Source organism: Nonomuraea maheshkhaliensis (genome assembly GCF_039529435.1).
Taxonomy (GTDB): domain Bacteria; phylum Actinomycetota; class Actinomycetes; order Streptosporangiales; family Streptosporangiaceae; genus Nonomuraea; species Nonomuraea maheshkhaliensis.
In genome coordinates this window covers 20,465-36,627 of record NZ_BAAAMU010000065.1, presented here as the reverse complement: position 1 = coordinate 36,627, position 16,163 = coordinate 20,465, and the positions used below count along the sequence as shown (strand labels likewise).

The 16,163-nt window shown below is 71.7% G+C and carries 15 protein-coding genes; 10 read left to right on the top strand and 5 right to left on the bottom strand.

Translation table 11 applies throughout. From position 1 onward, the window contains the following. Nucleotides 1-60: 60 nt before the first annotated feature. From ABFX54_RS34375 to ABFX54_RS34330, 10 genes are read left to right on the top strand one after another with little or no spacing between them, the layout of a single operon-like run. Nucleotides 61-1,116 carry a LacI family DNA-binding transcriptional regulator gene (locus ABFX54_RS34375; RefSeq protein WP_346110791.1) on the top strand — a complete coding sequence of 352 codons (1,056 nt, stop codon included), beginning with the start codon at nt 61-63 and terminating at the stop codon, nt 1,114-1,116. Then, on the top strand, nt 1,113-2,039 hold the full coding sequence (locus ABFX54_RS34370) for an ABC transporter permease (protein ID WP_346110789.1): 927 nt from the start codon (nt 1,113-1,115) through the stop codon (nt 2,037-2,039). The genes ABFX54_RS34375 and ABFX54_RS34370 overlap by 4 nt, the downstream gene beginning before the upstream one ends. Continuing rightward, nucleotides 2,036-2,902, top strand: coding sequence for an ABC transporter permease (locus tag ABFX54_RS34365; RefSeq protein ID WP_346110788.1), 867 nt, complete (start codon nt 2,036-2,038; stop codon nt 2,900-2,902). Before ABFX54_RS34370 ends, ABFX54_RS34365 begins: the two co-directional genes overlap by 4 nt. Before the next feature lie 28 nt (nt 2,903-2,930). Next, nucleotides 2,931-4,457: an ABC transporter substrate-binding protein gene (locus ABFX54_RS34360; protein ID WP_346110786.1), complete on the top strand. Its 1,527-nt coding sequence runs from the start codon at nt 2,931-2,933 to the stop codon at nt 4,455-4,457. Continuing rightward, nucleotides 4,454-5,470, top strand: a complete 1,017-nt coding sequence (locus tag ABFX54_RS34355; RefSeq protein ID WP_346110785.1) for an ABC transporter ATP-binding protein — start codon at nt 4,454-4,456, stop codon at nt 5,468-5,470. Before ABFX54_RS34360 ends, ABFX54_RS34355 begins: the two co-directional genes overlap by 4 nt. Further along, a complete protein-coding gene (locus tag ABFX54_RS34350; protein ID WP_346110783.1) occupies nt 5,467-6,261 on the top strand; it encodes an ATP-binding cassette domain-containing protein in 795 nt (264 codons plus the stop codon). Before ABFX54_RS34355 ends, ABFX54_RS34350 begins: the two co-directional genes overlap by 4 nt. 27 nt (nt 6,262-6,288) lie before the next feature. Next, nucleotides 6,289-7,899, top strand: a complete 1,611-nt coding sequence (locus tag ABFX54_RS34345) for an FAD-dependent oxidoreductase (RefSeq protein ID WP_346110782.1) — start codon at nt 6,289-6,291, stop codon at nt 7,897-7,899. Then, nucleotides 7,899-8,807, top strand: coding sequence for a dihydrodipicolinate synthase family protein (locus tag ABFX54_RS34340; protein WP_346110781.1), 909 nt, complete (start codon nt 7,899-7,901; stop codon nt 8,805-8,807). Before ABFX54_RS34345 ends, ABFX54_RS34340 begins: the two co-directional genes overlap by 1 nt. Continuing rightward, nucleotides 8,800-10,428, top strand: coding sequence for an alpha-amylase family glycosyl hydrolase (locus ABFX54_RS34335; RefSeq protein ID WP_346110780.1), 1,629 nt, complete (start codon nt 8,800-8,802; stop codon nt 10,426-10,428). The genes ABFX54_RS34340 and ABFX54_RS34335 overlap by 8 nt, the downstream gene beginning before the upstream one ends. A gap of 38 nt (nt 10,429-10,466) precedes the next feature. Further along, nucleotides 10,467-12,014 (top strand): arylsulfatase, encoded by a 1,548-nt coding sequence (locus tag ABFX54_RS34330; RefSeq protein WP_346110778.1) that lies wholly within the window; start codon nt 10,467-10,469, stop codon nt 12,012-12,014. 5 nt (nt 12,015-12,019) lie between these two features. On the opposite strand, the gene ABFX54_RS34325 is transcribed toward ABFX54_RS34330, so the two are convergent. The 5 genes from ABFX54_RS34325 to ABFX54_RS34305 are packed head-to-tail and all read right to left on the bottom strand — an operon-like array spanning nt 12,020 to nt 16,046. Beyond that, entirely contained in the window at nt 12,020-13,282 is a 1,263-nt protein-coding gene (locus ABFX54_RS34325) for a cytochrome P450 (RefSeq protein WP_346110777.1), read from the bottom strand. Between the two features lie 8 nt (nt 13,283-13,290). Further along, complete coding sequence (locus ABFX54_RS34320; protein ID WP_346110776.1) at nt 13,291-13,887, bottom strand: GTP-binding protein; 597 nt, start codon at nt 13,885-13,887, stop codon at nt 13,291-13,293. Beyond that, nucleotides 13,868-14,224: a DUF742 domain-containing protein gene (locus ABFX54_RS34315; RefSeq protein WP_346110775.1), complete on the bottom strand. Its 357-nt coding sequence runs from the start codon at nt 14,222-14,224 to the stop codon at nt 13,868-13,870. The genes ABFX54_RS34320 and ABFX54_RS34315 overlap by 20 nt, the downstream gene beginning before the upstream one ends. Next, on the bottom strand, nt 14,224-14,640 hold the full coding sequence (locus ABFX54_RS34310; protein ID WP_106241442.1) for a roadblock/LC7 domain-containing protein: 417 nt from the start codon (nt 14,638-14,640) through the stop codon (nt 14,224-14,226). The genes ABFX54_RS34315 and ABFX54_RS34310 overlap by 1 nt, the downstream gene beginning before the upstream one ends. Next, nucleotides 14,637-16,046, bottom strand: a complete 1,410-nt coding sequence (locus ABFX54_RS34305; RefSeq protein WP_346110774.1) for an ATP-binding protein — start codon at nt 16,044-16,046, stop codon at nt 14,637-14,639. Before ABFX54_RS34305 ends, ABFX54_RS34310 begins: the two co-directional genes overlap by 4 nt. Nucleotides 16,047-16,163 lie beyond the last annotated feature (117 nt).

Sequence of the window (16,163 nt, the reverse complement as noted above, 5' to 3'; positions counted from 1 at the left end):
GAGCGCCGACAGGTGTCTAGAGTGCCCCGGAGTCGTTACGTATTAGTCAACTGGATCCCCATGCGCAAACGAGCGGGGCCACGACGCCCCACCCAAGTCGAGATCGCCCAGCGAGCCGGCGTCTCCCAGGCCACCGTCTCCCTCGTGCTCAGCGAGCGACCCGGCGTGCCGGTCGCCGAGGAGACCCGCCAGCGGGTGCGGCAGGCGATCGAGGAGCTCGGGTACGCCGTCAACCCCGCCGCCCGCGCGCTGCGCGGGATGAGCGTCAAGACCATCGGCCTCTACACGTTCGAGTCGGTCTTCCCCGTCGACCAGCGCGATTTCTACCACCCGTTCCTGGTCGGAGTGGAGGAGGAGGCGGCCAGGCTCGGATACGACCTGCTGCTGTTCACCTCGGCCAACACCGCTCATGGCGGGGTCTACGCCAGGGGGCGCAACGCGCTGCTGAAGGCCGACGGCTGCGTGCTGCTGGGCCGGCACATCTCGCGTGACGACCTGACGAACCTGGTCGACGAGGGCTTCCCCTTCGTCTTCATCGGCCGGCGCGACATCGAGGGCACCGAGCTGTCCTACGTCGCCCCCGACTACGTCGCCCCGACCGCGGCTCTCGTGGAGGAGCTGGCCGCGCTCGGCCACCGGCGGATCCTGCTCCTGCGGCAGAGCGACGGCGCCGAGCCGGGCGACGACCGTGAGCTCGGCCTGCGGCGCGGCGCCGAGGCCGCGGGCCTGAGCCAGGACGACCTCCTGGTGGAATACTCCTCCGGCGCCGCGGACCTCGGCACCGACCGGGTCACCGGATGGGTGGACGATGGCGTCACGGCGGTCCTCGTCGAGCCCTCAGAGGACAACGCCAGCGGCCTCGCCCTGGCCGCGGCCGCCGAGGCCGCCGGCGTGCGGATCCCCGATCGGCTGTCGGTCGCCTTCCTGGGCTCCGCCCCGCCGCCGACCGCGACCAGGATCTGGACCTCGTTCGAGATCCCCCGGATCGAGATCGGCCGGGCGGCCGTGCAGCTGCTGGTCACCCTGCTGGAAGACGCGGAGCGGTCGCCGCTGCAGCTCGTGGTGCCGTGCACGGACGTACGCGGCAACTCGATCAGCCGGGTGGTGCGGCGATGACCCGATACGCGCTGCGCACGGCGGCGACCGGCGTCCTGATCATCTTCGGCGCCGCCACGCTGGTGTTCTTCATCATGCGGATCGCCCCGGGTGACCAGGCGCTGGTGCTGCTCGGACCGGACGCCACGGGCGCCGAAGTGGCCGCCGCCAGGACCAGGCTCGGGCTCGACCAGCCGTTGCCGGTGCAGTACTGGCACTACCTGACCCAGCTCGCCACGCTCGACTTCGGTGACTCCTACCGCTTCGGCCGGCCGGCGTTCGAGCTGGTGCTGTCCCGGGTGCCCGCCTCGGTGGAGCTCACGCTGGTGGCCACCCTCATGGCGATGAAGGGCGTCGTCCTCGGCGCCCTGGCCGGGGCCTACCGGGGCCGGTGGATCGACCGCGGGATCTCCGGTCTCGCCCTGTTCCTCTACTCGATGCCGCCGTTCTGGATCGGGATCATGCTGATCCTGGTGATGGCGTTGCAGTTGCGGCTGCTGCCCAGCGCCGGCACCGGGACGCCGGCCCACATCGTGCTCCCCGCGCTCACGCTCGCCGCCCCGTTCACCGCGCTGCTCACCCGGATCACCCGGAGCAGCGTGGCCGACACCATGGCGGAGACTTACGTGCAGCGCTCGTACGCCAAGGGGCTCAGCACCCGCGAGGTGGTGACGGGACACGTGGTGCGCAACGCGGCGACGCCGGTGGTGACCGTCGGTGCGCTGCACGTGAGCACGCTGCTGGGCGGCGCGGTGATCGTGGAGACAGTCTTCACCTGGCCGGGCCTCGGCTCGTTGCTGGTGACGGCGGTGGCCAACAGGGACTACTCGATCGTGCAGGCGGCCGTGCTGCTCATCGCGGTCATCGTGGTCTGCTGCAACGTCGCGGCCGACCTGATCGCCGCCCGGCTCGATCCGCGGGTACGGCTGGGGGCGAGGGCATGAGCGCGATCACCGTACGGCCCAGGTTGTGGCCCGTCCGCCTGCGGTCAACGCCCGCCGTCGCCGCGGTCGCCACCGTCGTGCTCGCCTGTTACGTGCTCGTCGGGCTGATCGGCCCGCTGCTGATCGCGTACGACCCGGTGGCGACCAGCGTGGCGGACCGGCTGCTGCCGATCGGGGCGACCAGGGCGGACGGCACGCTCGCCCTGCTGGGCACCGACGGAGCCGGCCGGGACATGCTCGGCCAGCTCGTCTACGGCGCCAGGACGTCGATCATCATCGGGATCTCCGTGGTGGCCGCCTGCCTGGCGGTGGGGCTGGCCTTCGGCACGCTCGCCGGTTACCTGGCGGGCTGGACCGACATCGCGATCTCCCGGCTGATCGACATCCTGATGGCCTTCCCCGGCATCCTGCTGGCGATCGTCATCGCCGGCCTCTTCCAGCGCAGCATGCTGGTCGTGGTGCTGTCGCTCTCGGTGGCCGGCTGGGTCGGCTTCGCCCGGTTGACCCGCGGCGTCACCCTCTCGTTGCGCGAGCGGCCGTGGGTCGACGCCGCGCGGCTGATCGGGGTGCCCACCCCGATCGTGATCGTCCGGCACATCATCCCGTTCGTGATCGGTCCTGTGACGGCGCTGGCGACCACGGAGTTCGCCGGCGCGGTGCTGTCGGAGGCCGGTCTCAGCTTCCTCGGTCTCGGCCTGCCCTCGGCCACGGTCTCCTGGGGCCAGGTCATCGCGAACGGCAAGGACTATCTCGACACCGCCTGGTGGATCTCAGCGCTACCGGGGCTGGCGCTGACCGGCCTCGTGGTGAGCACGGGCCTGCTCGGCGACCACCTCACCCAGCGTCTCGGCACGAGCCGCTGACAGCACAGCCAAGGTCAGGAGGAATTCCATGAGGCCCGTTCGGCTTCGTCGGGCGGCGGCACTCGCCGCCGCGGCATTTTCCATCGTGGGGCTGGTCGCCTGCAGCACCACCACCGGCGGCGGCTCGTCCGCCGGCGGTGACGCGCCGCAGGAACTGGCCGTCGCCGTCTGGACCCCGATCGAGAACCTGGATCCGCACGGCGCGTCCGGGATGGACAACGGCACCCAGGTCGCCGCCAAGGCGATCTTCAGCCCGCTGGTCAGGACGTCGGGGAAGGGCAAGTTCGACGGCGTGCTGGCCGAGTCGTGGGAGGCCGACGACGACGCCACGGAGTGGACCTTCAAGCTGCGCGACGGCGTCAAGTTCTCCGACGGCACCCCGGTCACCGCCGCCGACGTCGTCGCCTCCTTCGAGCGGGTGCTGGAGCTCAAGGGCGCGATGGCCAGTAACTACGCCGGTCACAAGGCCGAGGAGGGCGACGCGGGCACGGTCGTCATCACCTCCAAGGATCCCGACCCGGCGCTGCTGGGCAAGCTGATCACCTTCTACGTCACTCCGAAGGCGCACCTGAACGACGGCTGGACCAAGCCGGTCGGCTCGGGCCCGTTCGTCGTGCAGCAGTTCACGCCGGGCCAGAGCCTGGTGCTCGCCCCCAACCCCGGCTACTGGGGCGGCAAGCCGGCGCTGAACCGCCTGGAGCTGCGCAGCATCGGCGAGATGGCAGCGCGGATGACCGCGCTGAAGACCGGCGAGGTCGCCATGACGTGGGCAGTCCCCGACGACCAGTTGCCGGGCCTGAAGAGCAACCCGGACCTGGTGGTGGAGAAGGACTCGGGCAGCGGCGTCATCACCATGTGGATGAACGGCTCCGTCAAAGGGCTGAAGGAGGCCGCCGTCCGGCGCGCGCTGTGGCAGGCGGTCGACTTCCCCACCATCATCAAGTCGCTGTTCCCCGAGACCGGCTCGGTGGCGGACTCGGTGGTGACGCCCAGCGTGCTCGGCTACGCGCAGCAGACCCCGGTCAAGTACGACCCGGCCGCGGCCAAGAAGGCGCTCGACGACGCCGGCTGGGACTACGGGCAGACGATCCGGATGCAGTTCTCCCAGCCCCAGTTCCAGCAGTTCGCCGACGCCGTGGCGAGCGACCTGGCCAAGGTCGGGGTCAAGGCGGAGCCGACCCAGAAGGAGCCGGCCGTCTTCCTCCAGGACCTGCTGGCGCTCAAGTGGGACCTGAACATCCAGCAGCTCGGCACCGCGGGCTTCGACGCGGCGACCAACCTCGGCCGGCTCTACACCTGCGCCGCCAAGCGCACGGGCTACTGCAACCCCGACCTCGACAAGGTGCTCGCCCAGGCCGGCTCCACCAGCGACAACGCCAAGCGGCAGGAGCTGTACGGGCAGGCCAACAAGATCATCTGGGATGACGCGGTCGGCATGTACCCCATGTTCGTGCGCAACGCGTTCGTCCGGAACAAGTCCGTGCGGGGCCTGGTCATCCCGCCGGACCTGACGCCGGACTTCTCCACGGTCAAGATCGGCAATGGTGGCTCATGAGCCCGTCGTCGAACATGACGGACCCGGCGCCGGTCGGCAGCGGCGCGGAGGCGGCGCCGCTGCTCCGCGTCGAGCACCTGTCGATCGACCTGCCGGGTCCGGCCGGCCCGGTCCGCGTGGTGGACGACGTCTCGTTCACCGTGGCCGCGGGCCGGACCACCGGGCTGATCGGCGAGTCGGGCAGCGGCAAGACGATGACCGCGACGGCGATCATCGGCCTGCTGCCGCCCGGCGCGGCGGTCTCAGGGCGGATGATGTGGCACGGCGAGGACCTGGTCACCATGGCCGAGCAGGACCGGCGGCGGCTGCGCGGGCGCGGCATCGGGATGATCTTCCAGGATCCCCAGGCCGCGCTGGACCCGACGCAGACGATCGGCCGGCAGGTCGGCGAGATCCTGCGGCGCGGCGGGATGCCCGCCAAGGAGGTCCGCAGGACCGTGATCGATCTGCTCGACCGGGTGGGGATCCCCGAACCGGAGACGCGGCACGCCCAGTATCCGCACCAGTACTCGGGCGGGCTGCGGCAGCGGGCCATGGTCGCGACGGCGCTGGCCGGCTCGCCCGAGCTCATCCTGGCCGACGAGCCGACGACCGCGCTCGACGTCACCGTCCAGGCTCGCATCCTCGCCCTGCTGCGGCGCGTCCGCGACGAGGAGGGCATGGCCATGCTGCTGGTCAGCCACGACCTGCGGGTGATGGCCCACGTGGCGGACGAGGTCGTCGTCATGTACGCCGGCCGGATCTGCGAGATCGGCAGCGGCCGGGAGGTGCTCAACAGCCCGGCGCACCCGTACACGCGGGCGCTCGTCGTGAGCGTCCCGGCCGTCCGCAGCAAGACGGCCATCGCCGAACCGCTGCCCGGCAGCCCCGCGAGCCCGGCGGAACGCCCGAGCGGCTGCCCGTTCCACCCGAGGTGTGCCAAGGCCCAGGAGCGGTGCGCGAGCGAGGTGCCCAGGATGCGCCAGGTCGCCGCGGGCCGGCAGGTCGCCTGTCACTTCCCGGAGGAGACGTGAGCGCATCGCCCCTGGTCGAGGTCAGCGACCTCGTGGTCAACTTCCACACCCGCAGGGAGCGCAGGGCCGGCAAGCCGAACGCCGTGGACGGCGTCTCCTTCGCCCTGCGGCCTGACGAGACCCTGGCGATCGTCGGGGAGTCGGGCTCGGGGAAGACCACGGTCGCCCGCTGCGTCGTCGGGCTGCAGGCCCCCCAGGACGGCGTGATCCGGTTCGACGGGGCCGCGATCGGCCCGGTGTCGAAGCGGTCGCCGGCCACCCGGCGGGCGATCCAGATGGTCTTCCAGGATCCCGCGGCCTCGCTCAACCCCAGGATGACCGTCAGGTCGATCATCTCCGAGACCTGGCGGACCCACCCGTCGGTCGCGCCCGAGGGCCGGACCTGGGAGGCCGCGATCGACGAACTCCTCGGGGACGTCGGCCTGGATCCCGGCGTCGCCGACCGGCGCGCCGCGGCCCTGTCGGGCGGGCAGTGCCAGCGGGTCAGCATCGCCCGCGCGCTCGCCCTGCGGCCCCGGCTGCTGGTCTGCGACGAGGCCGTCTCCGCGCTCGACGTGTCGGTGCAGTCGCAGATCCTGCGGCTGCTGGCCGGCCTGCGCGCGGCCCGCGGGCTGGCCATCCTCTTCATCACCCACGACCTCGGCGTGGTCAGGCAGATCGCCGACCGGGTGGCGGTCATGCACCGCGGCAGCCTGGTCGAGACCGCGACGGCCGACGACCTGTTCGAGCGGCCCGGCCATCCGTACACGAAGACACTGCTCGAAGCCGCCCTCGACCTAGAGGGCGCCTGAAACACACATGCGATCAGGGGGAACACGGTGCAATCGCGGATCAGTGACGCGGACCTTGCCATCATCGGCGGCGGCGTCGGTGGAGTCGCCGCCGCGCTGGCGGCGCTCCGGCACGGGCTGCGGGTGGTGCTGACCGAGGAAGGCGACCGGATCGGCGGGCAGTTCACCAGCCAGGGGGTGCCCCCTGACGAGCACAGGTGGATCGAGCAGTTCGGCTGCACCGCCTCCTACCGCCGCTACCGGAACGCGGTCCGCGATTACTACCGGACCTGGTACCCCCTCACGGTGGCGGCCAGGAACGAGCCCTACCTGAATCCCGGGCTGGGCCGGGTCGGCGCGCTGTGCCACGAGCCCCGGGTCAGCGGGGCGGTGCTGCGCGCGCTGGTCGACCCCTACCTGAGCAGCGGCCGGCTGCGCATCCTGCTCAACGCGCGGCCGGTGGCCGCCGAGACCGACGGCGACCGGGTCACCGGCGTGACGGTGCGGCGCGCGGACGACGTCCTGGTGCATCTCGTGGCTCCGTACTATCTGGACGCCACCGAGCTCGGCGACCTGCTGCCGCTGGCGGGCGTGGAACACGTGACCGGGTTCGAGTCCCGGCACGAGACGGGGGAGCCGAGCGCGCCCGAGGTGGCGCAGCCCGGCAACATGCAGGCGTTCTCCTGGGTGTTCGCGATCGACCACCGGGAGGGTGAGAACCACGTCATCGACCGGCCGGCCGACTACGACCACTGGCGCGCCTACCGCCCGGACTACTGGCCGGGCACGCAGATCGGGCTGACCGCGCCGGACCCGCGCACGCGGGAGCCGCTGACGCGCACCTTCACCCCCAACCTCACGTCCGGGCCCGTGCTCGCCGACCAGAGCCAGGACCCCGGGGACCGGGAGCTGTGGGAGTTCCGCCGGGCCGTCGCCCGCGAGCTGTACGAGCCCGGCTTCGTGACCAGTGACGTGACCCTGGTGAACTGGCCCATGATCGACTACGTGGAGGGGCCGATCATCGGGGTGAGCGAGGAGGACAAGGCCCGCCATCTCGCCGGCGCGCGGGAGCTGTCGGAAAGCATGCTCTACTGGCTGCAGACCGAGGCTCCCCGGCCGGACGGCGGACGTGGCTGGCCGGGCCTGCGGCTGCGGCCGGACGTCATGGACACGCCCGACGGCTTCGCCGCCGCGCCGTACATCCGCGAGTCCCGGCGGATCAGGGCCGAGTACACGGTGGTCGAACAGGACGTCTCCCTCGCCGTACGCGGTGACGCCGGCGCGGCTCCGTACGACGACACGGTCGGGATCGGCATGTACCGGATCGACCTGCACCCCTCGACGGGCGGAGACAACTACATCGACGTCCCCAGCAGCCCGTTCCAGATCCCGCTCGGGGCACTCCTGCCCGTACGCGTGCGCAACCTGCTGCCGGCCGGGAAGAACATCGGCAGCACGCACATCACCAACGGCTGCTACCGGCTGCATCCGGTCGAGTGGAACATCGGGGAGGCCGCCGCCTCGCTGGTGGCCTACTGCCTGGGGGAGACGGTGGAGCCGCACGACGTCCGGCGCAAGGACGGGCACCTGCGGGCGTTCCAGAGCGCGTTGAAGGCCGACGGCGTCGAGCTCGCCTGGCCGGAGATCAGGGGGTACTGATGATCGTCTCCGATGTGATCGTTCCCGCCGTGACCCCGATCGGGGCGGACGGCCGTCCTGACCTCGCGGCCGGCACCCGCTACTTCGGCGCGCTCGCCGCCGCGGGCGTCGAGAAGATCATGCTGCTGGGCACCAACGGTGAAGGGCCGCTGCACCAGACGACCGAGGTCGGCCTGTTCCTGCGCGATGCCGTCGCCCACTGGCGCGGACTCGTTCCCGGCGGCGTCGTCATCGTCAACGTCTCCGCCGCCGGCACCCGCGAATCGCTCGCGCGGGCCGAGCTCGCCGCCGAGGCCGGCTGTGACGCGGTCGCCCTCAGCCCGCCCTGTTACTTCCGCCATGACGAGCGCGACATCGTCGAGCACTACCGGGCGAGCCGGGCGGCGGCCGTGCCGGTGATCGCGTACAACATCCCCCGGTACGCGCCGCCGTTCTCGGCGGGCCCGATCGCGGCCGTCGGCGACATGGAGCACGTCGTGGGCATCAAGGACAGCTCAGGCGATCCGGACATCCTGCGCCTGTGGCTCGACGTCAAGCGCGATCGGCCGGACTTCGGGGTGAACCAGGGAGCCGAAGGCGCGCTGCTCGACGCGCTGGCCGCCGGCGCCGACGGGATCACGCCGGGCATCGCCAACCTCGCCCCGCGCGTCGCCCTGGAGCTGGTCGCCGCGTACCGGGCCGGCGACCTGGAGCGGGCCGCCCTGGCCCAGAAACGGATCGACCGGCTGCTCCCCGTGCACCGGATTCGCCCCGGAGTCCCGGTCGTCAAGGCGGCACTGGCCCTGCGCGGTCTGTGCTCGGCCGCGGTCGCACCGCCGCTGCGGACGCTGAACGACGGCGAGCTGACGGCGCTGCGCGACTTCCTGGCGGGATTCGAGCCGGAACTGATCGGAGGCGCCGATGACTGACGCCGAGTGGTGGCGCCGCGCGGTCATCTACCAGATCTACATCCGCTCCTTCGCCGACGGCGACGGTGACGGGATCGGCGACATCGCCGGGATCCGCGGCCACCTGGGATATCTGGCCGGGCTCGGCGTGGACGCCCTGTGGATCACGCCCTGGTACGAGTCGCCGAACAACGACGGCGGCTACGACGTCTCCGACTACCGGGCCATCGCCCCCGAGTACGGCGACGTACGCGCGGCCGAGCAGCTGATCGCCGAGGCGCACCGGCACGGCCTGCGGGTGATCCTCGACATCGTGCCCAACCACACCTCCACCGAGCACTTCTGGTTCCAGGCCGCGCTCGCCGCCCCGCCGGGCTCCCCGGAACGCGCCAGATACCACTTCGCGGACGGCTCCGCAGACGGGGTCAGGCCCAACGACTGGCGCAGCACGTTCGGCGGCCCGGCCTGGACCCGGGTGCCCGACGGGCAGTGGTATCTGCACCTGTTCGACCCCACCCAGGCCGACCTCAACTGGTCGAACCCCGAGGTCCGGGCGGAGTTCCTGGACCTGCTGCGCTTCTGGTTCGACCGGGGCGTGGACGGGTTTCGCATCGACGTGGCCACCGGCCTGGTCAAGCACCCCGGCTATCCCGATCTGGGCTACCGGGAAGAGGACCTGCTCGTCCTGACCGACGTGCCGGACCATCCGCACCGCGACCGCGACGAGGTGCACGAGATCTACCGGGACTGGCGCGCGGTGGCCGACGCCTACGACCCGCCGCGGATCTTCGTGGCCGAGGCGTGGGTGGCCGATCCGGAACGGCTGGCCAGGTATGTGGCTCCGGCCCAGCTCCACACCGCGTTCAACTTCCCGTTCCTGCAGTCCGCGTGGGACGCCGGCGACCTGTTCAAGGTGATCGACGCCACCCTCGCCACGATGTCGCTCTCCGGCGCGCCGCCCACCTGGGTGCTGTCCAACCACGACGTCGAACGCACGGTGACCCGGTACGGCCGCGCCGACACCCGCAAGCACCAGGGGAAGTCCGGCCACGAGCTGGGCCCGGTGGACGAGGACCTGGGCCGCCGCCGGGCCAGGGCCGCGCTGCTGCTGATGCTGGCGCTGCCCGGCGTCGCGTACCTCTACCAGGGCGAGGAGCTGGGCCTGCCCGACTACCTGGACATCCCCGACGACCGGCTCCGCGACCCGATCTGGACGCGGTCCGGCGGGCGGCGCCGGGGCCGAGACGGTTGCCGGATCCCGCTGCCCTGGACGCCGGAGCCGGGCGGCGCCGGATTCGGCGCCGCGGACCCGTGGCTGCCGCAGCCTCCCGGCTGGGGGCGGCTCTCGGCGACCGTCCAGATCGACGACCCGGACTCCACCTACAACCTCGTGGCGCGGGCGCTGCGGATCCGGCGGGAGCTGGATCTCCCGCAGGAGCTCGAATGGGCCGGCTGGGGCGCCTCCGTGCTGCGTTTCCGGCGCGGGCCGGGCTTCGAGTGCGTGGTCAACTTCGGCTCCGCCGAGGTGTCGCCGCCCGAGGGTGCGGTGACCCTGCTGCGCAGCGACACCCGCGCCTCGGGCGACCCGCTCGGCGCGGACACGGCCGCCTGGCTGCGGACGCGGGACGACCGTACGACATGAGAACGCCCGACACGAGCCCGGCCATGAGACCGCGCACCATGAAACCGCCCAACATCGTGCTGATCCTCGCCGACGACCTGGGCTACTCCGACCTCGGCTGTTACGGCGGCGAGATCCGCACGCCGAACCTCGACCGGCTCGGGCGCTCAGGGGTGCGGCTGACCCAGTTCGCCAACACGGCTCGGTGCAGCCCGTCGCGCGCCTCCCTGCTGACCGGGCTGCACCCGCATCAGACCGGCATCGGCGTGCTGGCCGGCAACGGCACACCAGGAGGGTATCCGGGCAGCCTCGACGACCGCTGCGTCACCGTGGCCGAGGTGCTCGCCGACGCCGGGTACGCCACCGGCATGTCGGGCAAATGGCACCTGAGCGGCCCCCTGTGGGAGCCGCACGAATCCTGGCCCACCCGGCGCGGATTCGCCGACTTCTTCGGCACGCTCAGCGGCTGCGGCAGCTACTACGATCCGGCGACCCTGTTCCGGGGCGAGACGGACGCGAGCGCCGAGACTCGCGACCCCGACTTCTTCTACACCGACGCGATCACCGAGCACGCGGTGGAGTTCATCCGCGGGCAGGCCGCCGCCGCTCGCCCGTTCCTCTCCTACGTCGCCTACACCGCGCCGCACTGGCCGCTGCACGCGCCCGAGGAGGACGTCGCCGGGTACGACGGCGTCTACGCCGCGGGCTGGGACGAGCTGCGCGCCCGCCGGCTCGACCGGCTGCGCGCGGAAGGGCTGCTCGGGGTCGAGTCGGCGCTGTCCGGGCGCGATCCGGCGCAGCCGCCCTGGACGGCGGTGCCGGACCAGGCGTGGGAGGCGCGCCGCATGCAGGTGTACGCGGCCCAGGTGGAGCGCATGGACCGGGGCGTCGGCCGGATCCTCGACCAGCTCGCGGCCTCCGGCGTTCTGGACGACACCCTGGTGGTGTTCCTCTCGGACAACGGCGGCTGCGCCGAGATCCTGCCGCTCGGCGACCCCGAGGAGTTCCGCGCCAAACGGCACATCGTGCCCGCGCGCACCCGCGACGGCGGCGAAATGCGCGTCGGCAACCTCTTTGACGTCGATCCAGGCCCGGAGCACACCTACGCGAGCTACGGTCCCGCGTGGGCCAACCTGTCCAACACCCCGTTCCGCTTCTACAAGCGGTGGGTCCACGAGGGCGGGATCGCGACCCCGTTCATCGTGCACTGGCCGGCCGGCGACCTGGCCGGGGGCCGGATCGTCCGGACGCCGTTCCAGCTCACCGACGTGCTGCCCACCCTGCTCGACATCGCCGGCGTCGAGTATCCGGCGCGACGCCGGGGGCGGGCGGTGCCGCCCGCCGAGGGGCGTTCCATGCTGCCCGCCCTGCGCGGGGCGCCGATCCCCGACGCGTGGCTGTTCTGGGAGCACCTGGGCAACGCCGCGATCCGCCGGGGGCGGTGGAAGCTGGTCCGCGAGCACGCCGCGCCATGGGAGCTCTACGACCTGGACGCCGACCGCTCCGAGCTGACCGACCTCTCCGAGCGGCACCCCGGCCTCGTCAGCGAGCTGGCCGGCGCGTACCGGCGGTGGGCGGATCGGGTCGGCGTCCTGGCGAGGTCATGAACGGGTCAGCTGCGGTAACCGGGGGTGAATTCGACCGGCAGTGACTCCAGGCTGCGCATCTGGATGGACGAGCGCCACTCCAGCGACGACTGCGGCACCGCGAGCACCACGTCGGGCAGCCGGTCGAGCAGGGTCTCCACCGCGATGTGCGCGATGATCTCGGCGATCTCCGGCGCGGGATGCGGGCAGCCGTGCGCGCCGTACCCGAACGACATGTGCGCGTGGTTGCCCACGGAGCCCTCGTGGAAGTCGGGGCGCACCTTCGGGTCGAGGTTGGCCGCGGCCAGGCCGGAGACGAGCAGGTCGCCGGCCTTGATGCGGCGGCCCCCGACCTGGGTGTCCATGATCGGCCAGCGGCCGATGGCGATCTGTCCGGGGGCCTCCTTCCACAGCACCTCGTTCAGCGCCTGGCCGACGCTGCGCCGCCCGCCCGAGAGCGTCATGGCGAAGCGGTCGTCGGTCAGCATGAGCTGCAGGGTGTTGCCGATCCACGTGGCCGTCGGGTCGTGGCCCGCGGTCATGGTCAGCAGCAGGTCCTGGATGAGCTCCTCGTCGGTGAGGTTCGCCGGGTGGGCCAGCAGCCGGGAGGGCAGGTCGGGGCCGGGGTGGTCGCGCTTCAGTTCGAGCAGTTTGGCCATGATGGCCTGAACCCGGCCGTAGGCCTCCATGGCGGCCGGGCCGCCGTTCAGCGTCGTGGCGACCTCGCCGACCAGGGCGCGGGTGTCGGAGTCCGGCAGGCCCAGCATGGAGCCGAGCACGAGCAGCGGGATCGGGTTGGCGTACTGCGCCATCAGGTCGGCCCGGCCCGAGCCGATGAACGTGTTGATCAGCCCCTCGGTGACCCGCTCGCAGTTGGCGCGCAGCTCGAACTGGTCGGCCGCGGCCAGCGCCTCGCTGACCGCGCCCGCCCGGCGCTCGTGGGCCTCGCCGATCTCGAACAACATCGACGGCTGGTAGCCGACGTACGCCATCAGCGGCCAGTCGGGCGGGATGTTGTCCCACTGGTTCCAGTAGCGGGAGTCACGGACGAACAGCTTCGGGTTGCTGAGCACGTACCGCAGCTCGCGGTAGCCGAGCACCAGCCAGCCCGGGACGTCGCCCTCCAGCAGGATCGGCACCACGGGCCCGTGCCGGCGCATCTCGTCGAAGGCGGCGGCCGGGTTCTGGTGGTAGGCCCGGCCGTACATGGGGAAGGCGCCCTCGAACGCGTTCTGGTCCGGCCCTTCCGCTGGGTTGGCGAACCAGGAGGATTGCGTGAAGTCAGTCATGAGGTCACCTACCGGGCGGAAGACAGAGCGTAGAGATGGTTGACGAGCGTGATCAGCACGGACTTGCTGGAGTCGCGCTGCCGCGCGTCACACGAGACCAGCGGCACGTCCGGGGACAGGTCGAGCGCCTCGCGGATCTGGTCGAGGGTGTGCGTGCTCTCGCCGAACTGGTTGTGCGCCACGACGAACGGCATGCGGTGGTGTTCGAGCCGGTCGATGGCGTACCAGGAGTCGGCCAGGCGCCGCGTGTCCACCAGGACCACGGCGCCGAGCGTGCCGGTGAACAGGCGGTCCCACAGGAACCAGAAGCGCTCCTGGCCGGGCGCGCCGAAGAGGTAGAGCACCATCTCCGGGTTGAGGCTGATCCGGCCGAAGTCGAACGCGACCGTGGTGGTGGACTTCCACTCCACGCCGCGCGGGTCGTCGATCTCCGCGCCGGCCCTGGTCAGGGTCTCCTCGGTGCTCAGCGGGCGGATCTCGCTGACCGATCTGACCAGGGTGGTCTTTCCCACGCCGAACCCGCCGACGATGACGATCTTGAGTCCGGTGGTCGCGGAACTGGCCAGTGGAGTTCGCGCGGCCGCATCAGAGATTTTCGAGTCCAACGAGCACCTGTCTGAGAACGTCGGGGTCGGGCAGACGCGACTCGGCCGGCGCCGGACGCGGGTTCCTGGCGGTGATGCGTCCCATGTCGAGCAGGTCGCAGAGCAGGATGCGGACCACGCTGACCGGCAGCCGCAGCTCGGACGCGATCTCCACGACCGCCGTCGGACTCGTGCACATCCGCAGGATCCGGACATGCTCGGACTGCATGCCTGGAGTGGGGTCGCACTCGCTCACGATGAGCGTGACCAGGTCGAGGCCGTCGTCGGCCACGTTGCTGCGCCCGCCGGTCACCATGTAGAGGCGGTCCGGGTTCTCGTCCTCCAGGCGCGGGGCCATCAGCTTCGGCTGCTCGTCTGTGGCGCACGAGGTGGCGCGGTCAGGTGTTCGCCGATCTGCTCCACCAGCTCGTTCATGTTGTGGCCGATGACGCCGGGGTCGGCCTCGTCGCCGGCCACCACGGCGAGGTGCGCGCCCTCTCCGGCCTCCACGATGAACAGTAAGCCGCCGTGGAACTCGGTCATCGACTGGCGCAGGCCGCCGGTGCCGTCGCCGAACTCGATCGAGGCGCCGTACGACAGGCTCTGGATCCCGGAGGCGATCGCGGCGAGCTGGTCGGCGCGGTCCACGGACAGCGCGGCGGTGTGGGAGAGCCGCAGGCCGTCTCTCGACAGCACCACGGCGTACCTGGCCTGCGGAGTCCTCTCCAGGAGGTTCTCAAGCAGCCAGGCGAGTTCCTGGTCCGAAGTTCTCATCGAGTCTCTTCCTCACCCATCTGTCGTGCTTCGCTCGCCTGACTCTGCCGTGCCTTGCCGGCCTGGTGGAAGGCGCTGAACTTGCTGCCGGCGTCCGACGGCGCCCGCCGCGGCTCCTGCGCGGGAGCCGGGCGGGAGGGTGTCTGCGCGGACGAGGCGGCCGCGAACGTCTGCCCGCGGCGGCGGCGCGGCAGGCCGTGCAGCTCCCCGTCCGGCTCGGGGGACACCTGCGCGGGGACCTCCTGCCTGGCGGTGACCTGCTTGGCCGTGACCTGCGTGGCCCCGGCGGGCCGTGCCTGCGCCGGCACCGGGGCCGGCACGTTCTGGCTGATGAGCTGCTGCGGGATCATGACCACCAGCCCGGTGCCGCCACGGGAGGACGGGCGGAAGGAGACGGTGAGCCCGTGCTTGCGGGCCAGGCAGCCGACGACCGCGAGGCCGAGCCGCGAGCCGGACAGCGTGGTGAAGTCCAGCGGTTCGGCCGAGACGGCCCGCTCCGCCCTGGCCAGCGCGGACGGGCTCATCACCAGGCCGCAGTCCTCGATCGTGACCACGATGCCCGCGGTGACCTCCTCCACGTAGACGTGGACCTCTTCGGTCGGCGGGGAGAAGCTGGTGGCGTTGTCCATCAACTCGGCGAGCGCGTGCATGACGCCCTCGGCGGAGTGCCCCGCGATGGCGAACGTGCTGGTGGAGTGGACCCGGACCCGCTGGTAGGCGCTGATCCGGCCGATCGCCCCGCGCAGGATGCTCTCCATCACGATCGGCTTGGTCCAGCGCCGGCCCGAACGCGCCCCGGTCAGGACCGCGATGCTGTCGGCGAGCCGTCCCGCCTGGGCGGTCGTGTGGTCCAGCTTCAGCAGGTCGCCGAGCGTGATCTGGTCGTGCCGGTCCTCCATCTCGCGCAGGTCGGCCAGCATGCTGGTGGCAAGGGCCTGCACCCGGCCGGCGGCGCTGGCGCAGGCGGAGGTCGTGGCGGCGCGGACGCGTCCCTCCCTGCTCACCTCGCTGACGAACGAGCGCAGGATCTGCTGCTGCGCCTTGTTCGCCGGACGGTGGATCCTGGCGAGGACGGACTCGGCCGACATCCCCGTGCGGATGAGCTGTACCGTCTCGGGGAGCGTCTCGGCGGCGAGTCTGGTGAGCTCGGCGTCGCCGAGGGCCATCCTGCCTCTGAGCTGCTGGATCTGCCGTCTGTTCGAGGCCGCGAACGTGATCGCGGCGCAGACCAGGACGGCCGCGACGCCGAGGGCCCAGGCCAGGTGGCCGCGCGAGGAGGTCGGGGCGGTGAGGACCGCCGTCAGCGACGCGGCCCCCATGACGGCGGCGCTGATCGCCAGAACGACCAGGGGATCACCCAGCCGCGGATGTGCCGCGCGATGGCGAGTACGTACCGATGCTGACATCTTGAGTTCCTCGTCGGCGAGTGGATCACGGTCACCGCGAACCCGACGGGGCCGAACGCGTAGCGACGACCGGTTCCCGACCTCCATGATCGCGGGGCGAGTGACTTGGGATCTTAC